Origin of the sequence: Methylobacterium sp. Leaf399 (assembly GCF_001424525.1) — a bacterium.
Taxonomy (GTDB): domain Bacteria; phylum Pseudomonadota; class Alphaproteobacteria; order Rhizobiales; family Beijerinckiaceae; genus Methylobacterium.
In genome coordinates this window covers 17,320-33,842 of the sequence record NZ_LMQK01000030.1, presented here as the reverse complement: position 1 = coordinate 33,842, position 16,523 = coordinate 17,320, and the positions used below count along the sequence as shown (strand labels likewise).

General features: G+C 71.7%; 15 protein-coding genes. 7 read left to right on the top strand and 8 right to left on the bottom strand.

Going from position 1 to position 16,523, the window contains the following annotated elements; genetic code table 11:
- Window positions 1–27 precede the first annotated feature (27 nt).
- From ASG40_RS13525 to ASG40_RS13510, 4 genes are all read left to right on the top strand, one after another.
- Window positions 28–885, top strand: a complete 858-nt coding sequence (locus ASG40_RS13525) for a tetratricopeptide repeat protein (RefSeq protein ID WP_055886604.1) — start codon at window positions 28–30, stop codon at window positions 883–885.
- A 91-nt stretch (window positions 886–976) separates the two neighbouring features.
- On the top strand, window positions 977–2,806 hold the full coding sequence (locus ASG40_RS13520) for a pyrroloquinoline quinone-dependent dehydrogenase (protein WP_055886601.1): 1,830 nt from the start codon (window positions 977–979) through the stop codon (window positions 2,804–2,806).
- Between the two features lie 20 nt (window positions 2,807–2,826).
- Window positions 2,827–3,222, top strand: a complete 396-nt coding sequence (locus tag ASG40_RS13515) for an acyl-CoA thioesterase (RefSeq protein WP_055886598.1) — start codon at window positions 2,827–2,829, stop codon at window positions 3,220–3,222.
- Between the two features lie 173 nt (window positions 3,223–3,395).
- Window positions 3,396–3,917 carry a DUF1993 domain-containing protein gene (locus tag ASG40_RS13510; protein ID WP_055886596.1) on the top strand — a complete coding sequence of 174 codons (522 nt, stop codon included), beginning with the start codon at window positions 3,396–3,398 and terminating at the stop codon, window positions 3,915–3,917.
- A gap of 367 nt (window positions 3,918–4,284) precedes the next feature.
- On the opposite strand, the gene ASG40_RS13505 is transcribed toward ASG40_RS13510, so the two are convergent.
- Complete coding sequence (locus tag ASG40_RS13505) at window positions 4,285–4,941, bottom strand: class I SAM-dependent methyltransferase (protein ID WP_055886593.1); 657 nt, start codon at window positions 4,939–4,941, stop codon at window positions 4,285–4,287.
- A gap of 227 nt (window positions 4,942–5,168) precedes the next feature.
- Between ASG40_RS13505 and ASG40_RS13500 the strand changes: the two genes are divergently transcribed.
- A complete protein-coding gene (locus ASG40_RS13500; protein ID WP_055886591.1) occupies window positions 5,169–6,332 on the top strand; it encodes an endo-1,4-beta-xylanase in 1,164 nt (387 codons plus the stop codon).
- Window positions 6,333–6,337: 5 nt separating this feature from the next.
- Here ASG40_RS13500 and ASG40_RS13495 read toward each other — a convergent pair whose 3' ends face one another.
- Both ASG40_RS13495 and ASG40_RS13490 read right to left on the bottom strand, forming a co-directional pair.
- Window positions 6,338–7,243 (bottom strand): alpha/beta hydrolase, encoded by a 906-nt coding sequence (locus ASG40_RS13495; RefSeq protein ID WP_055886589.1) that lies wholly within the window; start codon window positions 7,241–7,243, stop codon window positions 6,338–6,340.
- Window positions 7,244–7,331: 88 nt separating this feature from the next.
- Window positions 7,332–8,549, bottom strand: a complete 1,218-nt coding sequence (locus tag ASG40_RS13490) for a glycosyltransferase (protein WP_055886586.1) — start codon at window positions 8,547–8,549, stop codon at window positions 7,332–7,334.
- A 123-nt stretch (window positions 8,550–8,672) separates the two neighbouring features.
- On the opposite strand from ASG40_RS13490, the gene ASG40_RS13485 reads away from it, so the two are divergent.
- The gene (locus ASG40_RS13485) at window positions 8,673–9,947 is read left to right on the top strand and encodes a glycosyltransferase family 4 protein (RefSeq protein ID WP_055886583.1); all 1,275 of its coding nucleotides are present in this window, start codon (window positions 8,673–8,675) and stop codon (window positions 9,945–9,947) included.
- Window positions 9,948–10,002: 55 nt separating this feature from the next.
- A complete protein-coding gene (locus ASG40_RS13480) occupies window positions 10,003–10,209 on the top strand; it encodes a hypothetical protein (protein WP_055886581.1) in 207 nt (68 codons plus the stop codon).
- Window positions 10,210–10,272: 63 nt separating this feature from the next.
- Here the strand turns inward: ASG40_RS13480 and chlG are convergent, their stop codons facing one another.
- The 5 genes from chlG to ASG40_RS13455 form a co-directional block, all read right to left on the bottom strand.
- Complete coding sequence (gene chlG, locus ASG40_RS13475) at window positions 10,273–11,292, bottom strand: chlorophyll synthase ChlG (protein ID WP_082524071.1); 1,020 nt, start codon at window positions 11,290–11,292, stop codon at window positions 10,273–10,275.
- 13 nt (window positions 11,293–11,305) lie between these two features.
- Window positions 11,306–12,895, bottom strand: a complete 1,590-nt coding sequence (locus tag ASG40_RS13470) for an alpha/beta hydrolase (RefSeq protein WP_055886578.1) — start codon at window positions 12,893–12,895, stop codon at window positions 11,306–11,308.
- Entirely contained in the window at window positions 12,892–14,157 is a 1,266-nt protein-coding gene (locus tag ASG40_RS13465) for a Coenzyme F420 hydrogenase/dehydrogenase, beta subunit C-terminal domain (RefSeq protein ID WP_055886575.1), read from the bottom strand. Before ASG40_RS13465 ends, ASG40_RS13470 begins: the two co-directional genes overlap by 4 nt.
- A 189-nt stretch (window positions 14,158–14,346) precedes the next feature.
- Window positions 14,347–15,180 (bottom strand): S-formylglutathione hydrolase, encoded by an 834-nt coding sequence (fghA, locus tag ASG40_RS13460; protein ID WP_055886573.1) that lies wholly within the window; start codon window positions 15,178–15,180, stop codon window positions 14,347–14,349.
- Between the two features lie 94 nt (window positions 15,181–15,274).
- Complete coding sequence (locus ASG40_RS13455) at window positions 15,275–16,411, bottom strand: S-(hydroxymethyl)glutathione dehydrogenase/class III alcohol dehydrogenase (RefSeq protein ID WP_055887346.1); 1,137 nt, start codon at window positions 16,409–16,411, stop codon at window positions 15,275–15,277.
- Window positions 16,412–16,523 lie beyond the last annotated feature (112 nt).

Here is a 16,523-nt window from a genome sequence, read left to right as displayed (position 1 = left end):
GACCGGCCAGTCAGTTCGGAGTGCGTCATGGCCACGCCTAGGTCCGGGTTCCATCGCCGTCCGGGCGTCCTGCTGCGGGCTCCCCTGGCCGGCGCGATCCTCGTGGGCGCGGTGCTCGGCGGCTGCCAATCGCGCTCGCCCGAGACCACCGGATCGATCGGCTCGCCCGGCCTCGGCTTCGGGCGTCAGCGCGAGACGGTGAGCCGCCGCGACGTGGAAGCGCTGGGCGAGCGCTACGCCGCCAGCCCCTCCGACGTCGGCCTCGCCCTGCGCTACGCGCAAGGGCTGCGGGCCACCGACCAGAAGCCCCAGGCCGCCGCCGTCCTGCAGCAGACGGCCCTGCGCAACCCCAAGAATTCCGCGGTCCTGGCCGCCTACGGCAAGGCCCTCTCCGACGTCGGCCGCTTCACCGAGGCCGCCGACGTCCTCCAGAACGCCCACACCCCGGCCCGGCCGGACTGGCGCGTGCTCTCGGCGCAGGGCGCGGTGGCCGACCAGCTCGGTGATCACGCCCGCGCCCAGGCGTTCTACGAGGCGGCCTTGAAGATCCAGCCCGAGGAGCCGTCGGTCATGTCCAACCTCGGCCTGTCCTACGCGCTCGCCCGCCAACTCGACCCGGCCGAGGCGATCCTGCGCCGGGCGGCGGCCCTGCCGCAGGCCGATTCCCGCGTGCGCCAGAACCTCGCCCTGGTGCTCGGCCTGCGCGGCAACTTCGCCGAGGCCGAGGAACTCTCGCGCCGCGACCTTCCGCCGGACGTCGCCGCCGCCAACACGGTCGCTCTGCGCGCTCTTGTCGCCCGCACCAGAGCACCGAAATCCGCGGCCGCCCCGCGCAGCACCGCCCGTGCGGGCGAGGCGGCCAATTCCGCCAGCCCGCGCGGCTGAGTTCCACCGCGGCCCCGCCCCTGGAATCGCCGGCGGGGAGACGGCATAAGCCTTCCACCGCCGGAGACGGTTCGGAAAGGCAGATCCAGGCATGACCGCATCGACCGGCGACACCTCACTTCCGGCCAGCGACCATGAGCGTGCCGGCCTCGCGCGGTGTGGCAAGGTCCTTCGCCATGTCCTCCTCGGCGCCGCCGTCCTCCTCGGCACCGTCCCGGCCCGGGCCGACGACTGGCCGATGTTCGGGCGCGACCACACCAACCGGCACTACTCGCCGCTGACCGCGATCGACCGCACCAACGTGGCGCGCCTGCGGCCGGCCTGGATCTTCCAGACCGGCATCACCGGCTACTTCCAGGCCGAGCCGGTGGTGGTCGACGGGGTGCTCTACGTCTCCACCACCCAGAACCATGTCGCCGCCCTGGAGGCCGGCACCGGCCGGGTGCTGTGGACCTACACCCACAAGGCGCGGACCGAGAAGATCTTCGGGCCGCCCTCGAACCGCGGCGTCGCCGTCTCCGGCGGCAAGGTGTTCGAGGCGACCATGGACGGACGCCTCATCGCTCTCGACGCCGGGACCGGCAAGGTCGTGTGGGACCATGAGGCGGTGCGGCCGGAGGAGGGCGAGTCCGAGACCGCCTCGGATCTCGCCGCCACGCTCGGCGCCAAGGGCGTGCAGGGTTCGAGCCGGCTCGGCTTCAAGATGCCGCCGCTGGTGGCCGAGGGCCTCGTCATCGTCGGGGTCGCGGGCGCCGGCTACGGGCTCCATGTGGAATCCGACAAGGGCGGCGTCGGCGAGGGCGCGGTGGTGGGCATCGAGGGCGGCTACGGCCGCCGCGGCTGGCTCGCCGCCTACGATGCCGCCACCGGCGCGGAACGCTGGCGCTGGTACGTCACCAAGGCCGACGGCTGGGAGGGCGGCTTCGTCGACAAGACCCTCGACGGGCTGCCCTTGAAGCGCGACCTGCCCGCCGAGCGGGCGGCCGCCCTGCGGTACCCCGACGCCTGGAAGGTCGGCGGCGGCTCCCTGTGGATGACCCCCGCCTTCGATCCGGGCCTCGGGCTGATCTACGTCGGCACCGGCAATCCGGCCCCGCAGAACTTCGGGATCTCGCGGCCGGGCGACAACCTCTATTCGGTGAGCCTCGTCGCCCTCGACGTGCGCACCGGGGCCTTGCGCTGGTACCACCAGCACGTGCCCCACGACGAATGGGGCTACGATGTCGCCAGCCCGCCCTTCCTCCTCGACTACCCGACCCCGCAGGGGCCGGTGAAGGCGGTGGCCCAGGCGAGCAAGACCGGCTGGATCTACGTCAACGACCGCGAGAGCGGCGCGCTTCTGGGCCGCTCGGCCTCCCTCGTGGAGCAGAAGAACCTGTTCGCGCCGCCCACGGAAGCCGGCGTGGTGGTGAGCCCCGGCCCGCTCGGCGCGATCTCCTGGCACCCGGTCGCCTACGATCCGGCCCTGGGCGCGGCCTTCGCCCAGGTCCGCCAGAGCGCCACCACCTACGTCGTCAAGACGGTGCCCGCCGCCGCCGGGCGCCCGGCGATCCGCTACACCGAGACGGCGGAGGCGCCGGGCGAACCCGCCTTCTCGGCGCTGACCAAGGTCGACCTCGCCGCCGGGGGCGCCCTCGCCTGGTCGGTCAAGGCGAAGACCCGCCTGTCGGGCGGCACGCTGGCCACCGCCGGCGGCCTCGTGTTCTCCGGCGAGGAGGACGGCCACATCAACGCCCACGACGCGACCACCGGCGCCGTGCTGTGGCGCTTTCAGTGCGGCGCCGGCATCAGCGGCCCGCCGATCACCTTCTCGCTCGGGTCCACGCAATACGTGGCGGTGGCGGCGGGCGGGGCCTCCTACACCAAGGGCTCCGGCTTCGGCACGGGCGATGCGTTGGTGGTGTTCGCGCTGCCCGATTGACCCGGCGAGGAGAGACGAGGATGGACGCGGCCCAGCCCACCGACAGGGGCCCGCCGGTGGTGCGCACCATCGCGATGCCCGCCGACACCAACCCGTCCGGCGACATCTTCGGCGGCTGGCTGATGGGCCAGATGGACCTGGCCGCCGGCAACGTCGCCGCCCGCCGCTCGCGGGGGCGCTGCGCCACCATCTCCGTCGATGCGATGACCTTCCACTCCCCGGTCTTCGTCGGCGACGAGGTCAGCCTCTACGCCTGGATCGTCGCGGTGGGCCGCACCTCGATCCGCATCCAGGTCGAGGTCTGGCGCCGCGAGCGCACCGGCGAGGCGACGATCAAGGTGACGGAAGGGCGGTTCACCTTCGTGGCCATCGACGCTGAGCGGCGGCCGCGGGTGGTGCCGCCGGAGGTCGTGTAGGGGATGAGCGCGGGTGAGGGGGCGGTGAGGGTCTGCTTGCGACCCACGCTCGCCGCCCGGGCCATCCCGGTCACGTCTCCGACGCGGCCGTTCGGCGACGTCGCTGGACGCATCCTTTCGCGGTGTGCGCCTTCTCACCGCGTCTTCGATCGCATGTGCTCTAGCCAGCCCTGATGAGCATCAGCATCCACGACGTCAGCGTCCCGATCTTCGTCAACGCGCTTGGCAACATGAGCGCGTGGCTCGACAAGGCGGCATCGGAGAAGCCGGAAGCCGAGTTGCTGATCCGGCGGCTGGCTCCGGACATGAAGCCCTTGCCTGCCCAGTATCAAATGGCGTCCGACAGCGCGAAGAACGCGGTGGCACGGCTCGCTGGGATCGAAGCGCCCTCGATGCCCGACGTCGAGGCGACGTTCGCCGAACTGAAGGAGCGCTGTGCCAGGACGATGGCCTTCGTCGAAGGCGTCGATCCGGCCGCGTTGGCCTCAGGCGCGCAGCGCGAGGTGGAACTGACGTTCCCGAACGGCATGGGATACCGCTTCACCGGGCAGGCCTATCTCACCGGCTTCGCGCTTCCGAACTTCTTCTTCCACGTGACCACAGCCTACGGGATCCTCCGCAGCGCCGGAGTGAGCCTCGCCAAGCCGGATTTTCTTCGGCATCTCGGGCCTCCGAACATCCCGGGCGCGAAGTAGTCGTTCAGGTCTCCTAGTCTCGCGACCGATCTGCGGAATCTGCTTGGGGCGCGCATGGCGCCCTCAGCTCGGCAGTCTCCAGGAGGTCGATTGAGCCTTGCCGACGTCGGCGCGTTCCCTCCCACGTCCTGCGCCGAACCGAAGCCCCCATGTCGAGCCTGTCCGAGGGAAAGGCTCGCTTGACCGACCGTGCCGAAGCGCCGCTCCGCCGCCTGCCTGTCTCCCGACCGAGGCGGCTCGTGAACGTGCTGTACCTCGACGTGCGTTCCGATGCTCCGGCACGCGGATGCGGACCGGCAGAAATCCACCCGCGTCGGACCTCGGTCCGAACGCCTCGGTCATGCTCGGACCACCGGCGACACGGCCTTCATCGGATCGCCACGAACGACTTCACCAACCCGAAAAACCGCTCCCGCTCGATCCGTGCGTCGGGAAACAGCGCCGTCATCTCGCGCCCGTCGAGCAAACTCGAATCGGAGAGGATACGGTCGGCCTCCTCGAAGGTGTCGGCACGCGGGAAGAAACCATGGGCGCTCGTCATCACCAGGCTGCGCTGCCAGGGGCGGGGGAGCCAGTGGATCAGAGGCGTGCGCAGGTGCGGTTCCACCGGGAACCAGTAGTTGGGCGTCTGGACGTAATAGCGGGGTGCGACGCGGCGGATCTCGGCGGCCATGCGGACCTTGTTGCCCCAGCTGCCCACATGCTCGATCACCGAGTTGGAATGCACCACGTCGAAGGCGAAGTCGGGGATGTCGGTCAGGGCGCAGCCGTCGCCCACGGTGGCGACGAAGCGGGAATCGGGCGTCTTCTCCGGGTAGAGATTGAGCAGGGTGAAATGCAGCGGCCGGTCCTTCCACAGCGATTCCAGCCCGAGCCAGTAGTCGGCCGCTCCCCCGAGGTCGAGGACGCGGCAGGTCGGCTGGCGCGCCAGGATCTCGTCGCAGACCGCCAGGAACGCGCTCACCCGCCTGCGGCGGAAACGGTTGGCGTAGACGGCCGTCTTCGTCGGCTTGACCCACCACATCGGACGATCCCGTCTCCCCCTGGCACATCCGGACGGGTCCTTTCGGAACCGCAGCCCGCCTGTGCCGACCGTTTTCGGCACGCCTGGCGCGGCCCCCGGCCGCTCGGTCCCGGCCGCCGCAAGGGAAGAGCCAGGACGGCCCGTCGTGCAACCGGTATCCGCCGGCATGGTCACTGGTTCGGCTCCTCCACCCCGGCGGCCGCGTGCTCTCCGGTGAGGGCTGCGCGATGATCTTTGCGCGCGAGCCCGATCGCGCCGCCGGCGGGGGGACCGATCGTCGGGCCGTCGTCGCCGGGGGGCTCGCGCTCGCCGCCGGGATGGGGGGGCAGGCGCGGGCCTGGGCGCCCGACGGCCTCCACGCCGCCGCGCGGGCCAAGGGGCTGGCCTACGGCTCGGCCGTCAACATCACGCCGTTGCGCCGCGACCCGGCCTACGGCCGGGCGATCGCGCGGGAGTGCGGGCTGGTGGTGGCCGAGAACGAGATGAAGATGGCCCACGCCTGGCCGCAGGCTGAGCGGCCGGCCTTTGCCGGCGGCGACGAGACCGCGGCCTTCGCGCGGGCCAACGGCCAGTCCCTGCGCGGCACGACCCTGGTCTGGCACGAGGCCCTGCCGGCCTGGGCGCGGGAGCGGATGACGGCGCCGCGCGAGGCGGAGGCACTGATGCGCCGCTGGATCGGCCTCATCGCCGGGCGCTACCGCGGCCGCATCGAATCCTGGGACGTCGTCAACGAGATCTGCGGGCCGCAGGACGGGCGCGAGGGCGGCTTGCGCAACAGCCCCTGGCTCGACGCGCTGGGCCCCCGCTACGTCGACCTCGCCTTCGCGATCCTGCGCGAGGTCGATCCCCTCGCCGCAGGGGTCTGGAACGAGAACGACCTCGAACCCGCCGCCGACTGGGTCGAGCGCCGCCGCGCCATGGTGCTCAAGACCCTCGAGGGCCTGCTGGCCCGCGGCGTGCCGGTCCGCCGCTTCGGCCTGCAGGGGCACCTCAACAGCACGCTGCCGTTCGACGAGCGCGCCTTCCGCCGGTTTCTGGCGGAGATCGCGGCGTTGGGGCTCTCCATCGAGATCACCGAGTTCGACGTCGACGACAGGGCCTATCCGGCCGACATCGCCGTGCGCGACCGCAAGGTCTCCGACTTCGCGCGGCGCTTCCTCGACGTGGCCCTCGACGAGCCCGCGCTCCTCGCCGTCACGACCTGGGACATCACAAACGCCAACACCTGGCTCGACGTGAACCCGCAGCGCCGCCGCCGGGACGGGCTGCCCCAGCGCGCGCTGCCCCTCGACGACGCCTACGGGCGCACGCCGCTCTGGCAGGCGATGCGGACGGCCTTCGTCGATGCGCCCGACCACCGCGCCATGCGCGCCCGGCTGCGGGGGGGATAGGCGCCTTACCGGCGCGCCGCGGACACCGAGGGCCGCTCCTCGGCGTATTGCCGGAGGAAGGCGGTCATTTCCGACAACGCCGGTGCCTTCGAGCGGAAGGCCACCGAGAGGGCCAGCAGCGTGTCGGCGTGGTCGAGGCCGGGGTAGACCCGCTCCTGCACCGGCACGCGCACGGCGCGCAGCCTGGCGGCGAGGTTCTGCGTGTTGCGCGGGCGCACGATGGTGTCGGCCTCGCCCGTGGCGAGGAAGGCCGGCGGCGAATGCGGCCCGGCGAAGGTGATCGGCTGGGTCGCGGCCTTGTCGGGCGCCTCGCCGAAGATCTCGCGGGCGGTGCCCTCGTCCAGCGGCAGGAAGTCGTAGGGGCCCGACAGGCCCGCCACCGCCCGGATCGCCTTGGGGTCGACGCCGGCCCGGCGCAGGTAGCGGGAATCGAGCCCGAGCATCGCCGCGTTGTAGGCCCCGGCCGAATGGCCCGCGAGCACGATGCGGTTCGGGTCGCCGCCCAAGGCCGCGATGTTGTCGCGCACCCAGGCGACGGCGGCGGCCCCGTCGTCGAGGAAGGCGGGGAAGCGCACCGCCGGGTACAGCCGGTAATCGGGCATCACCGTCACGAAGCCCTGCGCGGCGAGCGCCTGGCCGACGAAGGCGTAATCCTCCTTGGCGCCGCTCTTCCACGAGCCGCCGTAGAAGAACACGAGCACCGGCGCCCGGTTGGCCGCGGCCACCGGCACGAACACGTCGAGTTTCGCGCGCGGATCGCTGCCGTAGACGGCATCCTTGAGGGCGAGACGGCCGCCGCCGTCGCGGGGTCCCAGCGCGTCGAACAGGGCGAGCGGCGAGCAGGCCGACAGCCCGAGCGCCCCGAGGGCGAGGGCGAAGAGGCCGGCGACGACGGTGAGGATTCGGGTCATTCAGCTCTCGGAACGGGGCGACGCCGACCCTGATCCACGGCCGAAGGGGCGGATTCATGACCGAACGCCGGACAAGGGCGCACGCGCGTCAATCCGGCCGTCGGCTCGCCAGATCGTCGTAGAGGGCGATCAGTGCCGCGGCGTGGCGCGCGGCCGTCATCGGGCTCGCCCAGTAGCGGTCGTGGGCCGCCCGCCCGAGGTCGGCGACCCGCCGGTCGTCGTGCAGCTGCCCGAAGGCCGCCGCGAGGGCAGGGACCTCCGGGGCGGTGACGAAGCCGGTGAGCCCGTCGACGACCTTCTCGGCCGCCCCCGACCGGTTCGAGGCGACGACCGGGATGCCGGCGGCCAGGGCCTCGTAGACCGTGAGCGGCCCGGTCTCGTACCAGCGCGAGGGGGCGGCCAGGGCCCGGGCGCGCGAGCGCAGGATCGCGGCGACGGCCTCGGGCGCCTGCCAGCCGACGACCTCGACGCCGGGCCGCGCCCGCAGCTCCTCCTCCAGCGGCCCGGCGCCGATGAACAGGGCGGTGAGCCCGGCGACCCGGGCGGCCTCGGCCACGAGGTCGGCGCCTTTCTCCCGGGTGAGGCGCCCGACGTAGGCGACCGCGTCGCCGCGGTCCGGCTCGGCCGGCGGGCCGGGCATCGCCCGCACTGGATTGTCGATGCGGTGATGGCGCAGGTCGAGGCCGCCGACGAGGTCGCCCATCCGGTCCAGGCTCGCGTCGCAGACGTGCACGACGTCGAGCCGGCGGCGGCGCAGGGTGGCGCGAAGGGCGGCCGTGCGGCCGACCCGGACGAGCTTGTGCAGGCGCCCGCGACCGTCGCAGGGTGCGCTCAGGCAGGCCGGCGAGAGCGGCCGGAGGGTGCAGGGCTCGTTCCGGTCGAACCGGTAGTAGACCCCGTTGGGACAGGCGAGGAAGTAGTCGTGCAGGGTGACGAGCACCGGCACGCCGCGCTTCGCCAGTACCGGAAACGCGCTCGGCGACAGGCTCCGTGTCCATTGGTGCAGGTGGATGACGTCGGGGGCGCGCGACAGGCCGTCGAGAGCCGCCGCGAGGCGCCGGGCCGATGCCCGGTCCCAGAGGCCGGCCATGGCCCCCGCCAACCGCGGCCGGTCCCAGATGTCGGCGTTCCCGAGGACGATCCGGGCGATGCCGGCGTGGTCCAGCAGCGGATCGGCCGGTCCCGCGATGGCCTGGACGTAGGTCACCGCGACGCCCGCCTCGGCCAGGGCCCTGGCCGATTCCACCGCGACCTTCTCGGCGCCCCCGCTCGCCACCGCGAATTCGGCCAGGACAACGACGTGCATGGGCGTGTCACCGGCTCGGGCGGCATCGTCGCCGACTGTCGACAATCTAACCTGGTTTACGGCCGATCAACGCACGGATGGTAAAGATCGGATCCCCGCCGCCCCGATGAAGGTCGACCCGCCATGCACGTCGTCCTCGTCGCCGACCACGCCTTCATCAACGGCGGCCAGGCCAAGGTCGCCATCGACGAAGCCCTCGGCCTCGTCGGGCGCGGGCACCGGGTCACGCTGTTCGCCGCCGTCGGCCCGGCCGATCCGCGCCTCGCGGCCGCCGGCGTCCGGGTGGTCTGCCTCGACCAGGACGACATCGCCACCACCCGCAACCGCCTCGCCTTCGCGGTCCAGGCGATCTGGAACCGGACCGCGGCCCGGCGCCTCGCGCAGGAGCTGAGTGTCTGCGACCCGCGCGACACCATCGTGCACGTGCATGCCTTCGCCAAGGCGCTGTCGCCCTCGATCGGGGTCAGCCTGCGGCGCTCGGGGCTGCCGCTCCTCTACACGATGCACGAGTTCTTCCTCGTCTGCCCGAACGGGGGGTTCTACGAGTTTCCCGCCCAACGCATCTGCCATCGCGTGCCGATGTCGCTCGATTGCGTCACCACGAACTGCGACGCGCGCAGCTATCCGCGCAAGGTCCTGCGCCTGGTGCGCCACACCGGCCTCGACCACGTGGCGGGCCTGCGCGACGTGTTTCCCCACATCGTCACCATCAGCGCCCTGCAGGAGCGGGTGGTGACGCCCTACCTGCCCGCCGGCACCGCGTTCCACCGCGTCGACAACCCGATCGGCATCGCCCAGGCGCCCCTGCGCGAGGGGCCGCCCGGGGACTTCCTGTTCGTGGGCCGCATCTCCAGCGAGAAGGGCGCGCCGGTCTTCGCCGAGGCCGCGCGGCTCGCCGGCGTGCGCCCGGTCTTCATCGGCGACGGACCGCGCCGGGACGACCTCGTCGCGCGCTATCCCGAGGCGGTGATGCTCGGTTGGAAGGACCCCGAGGCGGTGGCGGCCGCCATGCGGCAGGCCCGCGCCCTGGTGTTCCCCAGCGTCTGGTACGAGGGTCAGCCGCTCACGGTCTACGAGGCGCTCGCCTGCGGCACGCCGGTGGTGGTGAGCGACGACTGCGCCGGCCGCGAGGCGATCGAGGACGGCGAGAACGGTTTCTGGTTCCGCACCGGCGACCCCGAGGCGCTGGCCGCACACCTGCGCCGGCTCTGCGACGACGACCTCGCCATCCGCATGGGACGGACCGCCTACGACCGCTACTGGGGCAGCCCGCTGACCCTCGACGCCCATCTCGACCGCCTGCAGGGCGTCTACGAGGTCGTCCGGCGCAGCGCGGCGACGAGGCCCGACCGGCCCCGGCTGACCCGTCTGGCACCTCTGGGCTCCGCCGCGCGTTGACCGCATGAGAGCATCGCCGCTGCGGTGCACGACGCGAAACCTTGGGAGACAACCGATGGTCGACGACGCCAGGACGCCCGGCAAGGGCCAGCCGCCGGGTCCGCACGAGGACGACACCAAGCCCACGAGCGGCGCCAAGACCGCGCCGTCGGACAAGGGCCGCCCGGAGAACGACCAGGGCGCCCTCAACGAGCGCCTCGACGAGGCGCTGGAGGAGACGTTTCCCTCGAGCGATCCGGTCTCGGTGAAGATCACCAAGTAGGCCGGAATCCATCGGCGGGCGGGAGGAAACCTGAAAGCCGGACCCCCTCTCCGCTACCGCCGGTCACACCACCATCCCGCGGACCGCGAACGCGCTGGCCAGCATCCCGAACACGAACAGCGGTACGCCGAAGCCGCTGTACCAGATCGCCCGTGCGGTCGGCGCCTTGAGGAACGTCTGCATCATCACGAGCTGGCCGGCCAGGAAGACCACGATCACCGCGGCCTCGACCTGCCGGTCCCAGGCGAGCAGGAAGCCGATCACCGCCACCTGCGGCACCGCCATCATCCAGCAGGCCACCGTCGCGGCCCGCTGCGGACCCAGCATCGCCGGCAGCGACCGGATGCCGGTCTGGAGGTCGCCCTTGATCGACTTGAAGTCGTTGAGGGTCATGATGCCGTGGGCCCCGGCGCTGTAGAGGGCGGCGAGGATCAGCGAGGGCGCCGGCGGCAGTCCGCCGCCGATCATCACCGCCGCTCCGGTGACCCAGGCGAGGCCTTCGTAGCAGAGGCCGCATGCGGCGTTGCCCCACCAGCCGTTGCGCTTGAGCCGCAGGGGCGGTGCGCTGTAGGCCCAGGCCAGGGCCAGCCCGACGACGGCCGCCACGAACACCCATGGCCCCAGGGCGAGCGCCACCAGGAGCGAAAGCCCCGTCCAGGCGACGGCGATGCGCAGGCCCCAGGTGCCGGGGATGCGCCCCGAGGGGATCGGCCGGCTCGGCTCGTTGATGGCATCGACCTCGCGGTCGTACCAGTCGTTGACCGCCTGGCTCGTGGCGCAGACCAGCGGCCCGGCGAGCACGATGCCGACGACGGCCACGAGCCAGTTCCCGGCGAGCGGTACGCCCGAGGCGACCACGCCGCAGCCGAAGGCCCACATCGGCGGAAACCACGTCACCGGCTTGAGGAGTTCCAGCACCGCGGACGGGGCGGGCGTGGTCCTGGCCGGCGTAGTGCTCGCCGGGGTCGTCGCGGCCGTGCCGTCGCGGCCCGGCTCGTGCGCGAAGCCCGGCGCCGCCGTCGTCGCCGAGCCTCGAGACTCCGTCGAGACCCGGGAATCGATCGAGATCTGGGATTCGCTCATGTCCGCCTCCGTCTCAGCGTGCCAGCAGCGGGAAGGTGACGCCGATCGCCCAGGCGAAGGCGATGGCGTTGGCGAGGCCCGCCACCATGGGGTGGCCGGTGCGTCGGTAGCTCCAGCCGCTGATCGCGCCGTATACGAGGAAGAACAGCACGATCACCGGCACGATGATGACGAGGAAGAACAGGCGCCCGAAGTCGAGCCCGACGGCGAGCGCCAGCGACGCGAGGAAGGCGAGCTTCGAGGCGGCGTAGGCCCCTCGTGCGGCCCCCCGCCCGCGCGTGAGCCATTCGTCGGCGAGGAAGAACGACAGGGTTCCCGCCAGCATCGCCAGGATCAGGACCACCCGGTGCGGGGCGGGCACGAAGGCGGTCGCATAGGCGTCGATGGGCAGGACGAGGCCGACGAATCCGTAGAGCGTGACCGCGGCGGCTCCGGCGGCGAGCGCCGGGACGGAGATCGGCGCCTTCGTCCCCACCGGTGCGCCACGCCGCCCGATCCACCACAGGCAGGCGGCGGTGAGGAGGCCGTAGGCGGCGAAGTGGACGGCGAGGTAATCCGCCACGAGGACGGGCATGACGTGGGTCGGCACCACCCGCAGGACGAGGGGCGTGACGATGGCGGGGATCGCCAGCGCCGGCCACAGGCGGCGCCAGCTCAAGCCTGCGCCCAAAGGCACTGGGCTCACGACGGGCAGGAGACGGGAGGCCGGCCAGGCCAGCGCGACGACCCCGGCGAGCAGGAGGACGATCCAGGGGCCGCGCCCGTCGAGGGGACGCGGTATAGGACCGGACCGCAAGAACGTCGCGTCGAGCCAGGCGGCGGCCTCCTCGAGTCCGGCCCGGGCATAGAGCACGCCGACATGCTCGACGCCGGGGGAGACGGCGAGCCGGCGGGCGGTGCCGGCCGCGAGGTCGCCATAGGTGACGCCCTCGCGCGGCGCGTCCGGCGCCGAGCTCAGCCCGACCGCGCGCAGGCCTTCGGCCCGCAGGGTGCCCTCCCAGCCCCCGGCGACGATCAGCAGGTTGCGCGGGCTGTCGCGGGTGACCGCGGGGGAGAACATCGAGACCGCGACGGTGGCGGCGACCTCCGGCAAGTCCTGCTTCGGCACGTCTTGCTTCGGCACGTCCTGGTCCGGGATGTTCTGGGCGACGCGCACGACGATGTCGGAGGCCATGGAATGGCCGAGGAGGGCCAGGCGTCCGTCGCCGCGGCCGCGCAGGCGGTCGATCACCCGCTTCGTCGCGTCCACGAGGCTGCGGGTCGCGCCATCCTCGCTGGTGATGCTGCCGGTGAGGGGCGCGGGGTTCCGGCCGTGGCCGGGAAAGTCGAAGGTGACGGCGACGTACCCGCTGTGCGCGAGCGTCGTCGCGAACGGCAGCATCAGCTGCTGCGAACCGGCGAACCCGTGCGCGATCACCACCACCGGCCCGGGCGGGGCGCCGGCCGCCCGGAACACGGTGGCCGGCGTGCCGTCGACCGACACCGCCTCGACGACGAGCCCTCGCGTGGCCGCCTGCAGGTGCCACAGGGCCGCCGCGATGGCGATGAGCGCGGCCACGGCCACGGCGGCCCGCCGGACCCGCTGCATCGTCGGACGCGTCATGCCGGGTCGACGGGGATCGCGGCCCTGGGCGTCTCGTCCTCGGTCGGGGTCAGTCCGTAGGGGGCGACCAGGGCCCAGACGTGGGGCGGCACCATCGTGCGCAGGCGCCGCGGCCGGTTGCGGCGCAGGTGCAGCACCGTCTCGACGGCCTTCATCTCGACGCGGGTACGGGCGAATTCGAGCCCGCGCGGTCCGACCCGCGGCATCAGCCAGCCGACGATGGGGCGCACCCAGTCGGGCATGCGGCGGAGCGGCAGGCCGCCGGCCGCGCGCTCGACGTTGGCGAGGAACCCCTTCACCGCCCCCTTCCGCTTACCGGCGCTGCCGGGGGCCGCGGTGCGGACCTCGTCACCGAGCAGGGCGAGCAGTTCCTCGCCCCGCTCGTTGCGGACGATGAGCCATTGCTCGCCCTGCCCGGCCATGTAGCCCACCGTGATGTCGGACAGGACGTTGGTGTAGTCGACGCAGGTCCGGCAGGTGAGGGGAAAGAAGTCGGGCGGCAACTGCGAGATCGGCAACTGCAGGAACGGGATCGCCTTCACGCGGCCGTCGGAGAAGCGCAGCTCGACGTGGTAGTCCGCCCGGAACTCCAGGTAGACGATCGTGGCGGGATCCTCGGACAGGAGCGCCAGGAAGCCGTGGAACCGCTCGGTGGTGGTGTTGTCCGAACACGGCGTGCCGATCACGTAGAGGCGCTCGAACCCCAGTTCGGCTTCGAGGGCGCGCAGGGCATAGACCTGGCAGGGAATGCCGACGACGGCCAGGCGCCGGTAGCCGCGTTCGCGCGCCGGTTCGAGCAGGGCGAGGAGGGGCGCGTAGCCCATGCGCATGCCCCGGCAGGCCGCGAGATCCTCGGGGCGGGTGACGAGGACGGGGACCGGCCGCCAACGGTCGTCCGGGTCCGCGGCCATGGTCAGCACGGCATCCACCGCGCCGGTCTCGAGCAGGCGCTCGGCGAGCCGCGTGGTGATACCGCTCCATTGCGCGCCCTCGCGCGGCGCGACGAGGTTGGCGCGCAGCATGCGCCGGAACGGCCCGAAGAAGCGTTCGTCGGTGCGGGCCTCGTCGCGCGCCCGGCCGTGCACCCGCGCCTCCAGCCCCGCATAGTCCGGCTTGATGAACTGGCAGGCCGTGCCGCAGCGCTTGGGGTCGGCGGTCCGGGAGATCCCGCAGTCGGTGCACAGATCGCGCGGCGCCGGCACCGGCCAGGCCGGAGCGGAGGGGGGCGATGCGAGGGATCGCTCGATGCGGGACGCGGCCATGACTCTACTCTGGGAGCGCGTCCACCTGTCCCGGTCGATCCCCGGGGCCGCCGGATGGGCGACGTGCTCGCACTTCGAGCCGCATCAAAGCCGCTGATGGCGAATGTGTAAAGTTGTTTTGACACACGGCAAGCGGCGTCGGCCTCCGGAGGGTCGGACGGAGTCCGACCCTCCGGAGGCGGGGCGGGATCATCCCAGCCGCTTGGCGGCCCAGGCGATGTGGTCGGCCATGAAGGTCGAGATGAAGTAGTAGGAGTGGTCGTAGCCCTCGCGCATGTTGAGGGTCAGGGCGATCCCGGCCTTTTTGCAGGCCTCTTCGAGCAGCCAGGGGCGAAGGCCGTCGTCGAGGAAGCTGTCGGCCGTGCCCTGGTCCACCAGGAATTCCGGGAAGCGCTTGCCGTCCTCGATCAGCGCGGTGGCGTCGTGGGCGCGCCACGTGGCGGTGTCGGCCCCGAGGTACTTCTCGAAGGCGGGCTTCGACCATCCGGCCGTGGAGGGCTGGGCGATGGGGGCGAAGGCCGAGCACGACTTGAAGCGGTCGGGGTAGGTCAGTGCGATGGTGAGGGCCCCGTGGCCGCCCATCGAGTGGCCGAAGATGCCCTGGCGGGTCATGTCCGCCGGGAACTCCTTGGCGACGAGGGCGGGCAGCTCCTCGGTGACGTAGCTCCACATCTTGTAGTTCGCGGCGTAGGGCGCCTGCGTGGCATCGAGGTAGAAGCCCGCCCCTGAGCCGAACTGCCAGTTGTCCGCCTCGTCCGGGATGCCGGGGCCGCGCGGGCTGGTGTCGGGCGCCACGATGATGACGCCGTGCTCGGCCGCCGCCTTGCGGTACTCGCCCTTGTCCATGACGTTGGCGTGGGTGCAGGTGAGGCCCGACAGGTACCACAGCACCGGCACCGGGCCGTTCTCGGCCTGCGGCGGCACGAACACCGCGAAGGTCATCGGGCAGCCGGTGGTGGTCGCATCGTGCTTGTAGACGCCCTGCGTGCCGCAGTGGGCGCGGGCCTTCGAGATGGTTTCCATGTGTGCTCTCCTGCTGGGGGCATGGATTTTATTGGGGGCATGGATTTTCCCTCCCCACAAAGGGGGAGGGAGGCAGTGTCAGCCAAGATCCATCCTAGTAAACCACCACCGACCGGATCGACTTGCCCTCGTGCATGAGGTCGAAGCCGTGGTTGATGTCTTCGAGCGGCATGGTGTGGGTGATCAGATCGTCGATGTTGATCTTGCCCTCCATGTACCAGTCGACGATCTTCGGCACGTCGGTGCGGCCGCGCGCTCCGCCGAAGGCCGAGCCCTTCCAGACGCGGCCGGTGACGAGCTGGAACGGACGGGTCGAGATCTCCTTGCCGGCCTCGGCCACGCCGATGACGATGGATTCACCCCAGCCGCGATGACAGCATTCGAGCGCCTGGCGCATGACGTTGACGTTGCCGGTGCAGTCGAACGAGAAGTCGGCGCCGCCCCCTGTGGCGTCGAGGATCGCCGCCACGACGTGATCGTTGCCGACCTCTTTCGGGTTGATGAAGTGGGTCATGCCGAATTTGCGGGCCATCTCCTGCTTGTCCGGATTGATGTCGACGCCGATGATCTTGTCGGCGCCCACCATCCGGGCGGCCTGGAGCACGTTGAGGCCGATGCCGCCGAGGCCGAACACCACCACGTTGGCGCCGGGCCAGACTTTCGCGGTGTAGATGACCGCGCCGATGCCGGTGGTGACGCCGCAGCCGATGTAGCAGATCTTGTCGAAGGGGGCGTCTTCGCGGATCTTGGCCAGGGCGATCGCCGGCAGCACCGTGAAGTTCGAGAAGGTCGAGCAGCCCATGTAGTGGAACACGGAATTCGCGCTGCCCAGGCTGCCGCCCGTGGAGACGCAGGAGAAGCGCGAGGTGCCGTCCGGCATCACGCCCTGGCCCTGCGTGGAGCGGATCGCCGTGCAGAGGTTGGTGCGCTGGGACAGGCAGGACTTACAGCTGCGGCATTCCGGCGTGTAGAGCGGGATGACGTGGTCGCCGACTTTCAGGTCCGTGACCCCGGCGCCGACTTCGCGCACGATGCCGGCGCCCTCGTGGCCGAGGATCGCCGGGAACTTGCCCTCGGAATCGAGGCCCGACAGGGTGTAGGCGTCGGTGTGGCAGATGCCCGTGGCCATGAGCTCGACGAGAACCTCGCCGGCCTTGGGTCCTTCGATATCGATGGTCTCGATGGTGAGAGGCTTCTTGGCCTCCCACGCCACCGCTGCGCGCGTCTTCATGATCGTCATGTCTCTTGGGTATCGATCACGGACGGCGTCGAACTGCCGACTCTTCGCGCCGCGTCGTCCCGGAAGGACGGCGGCACGAACGGCCCGAAAATCTGGGTGGTGT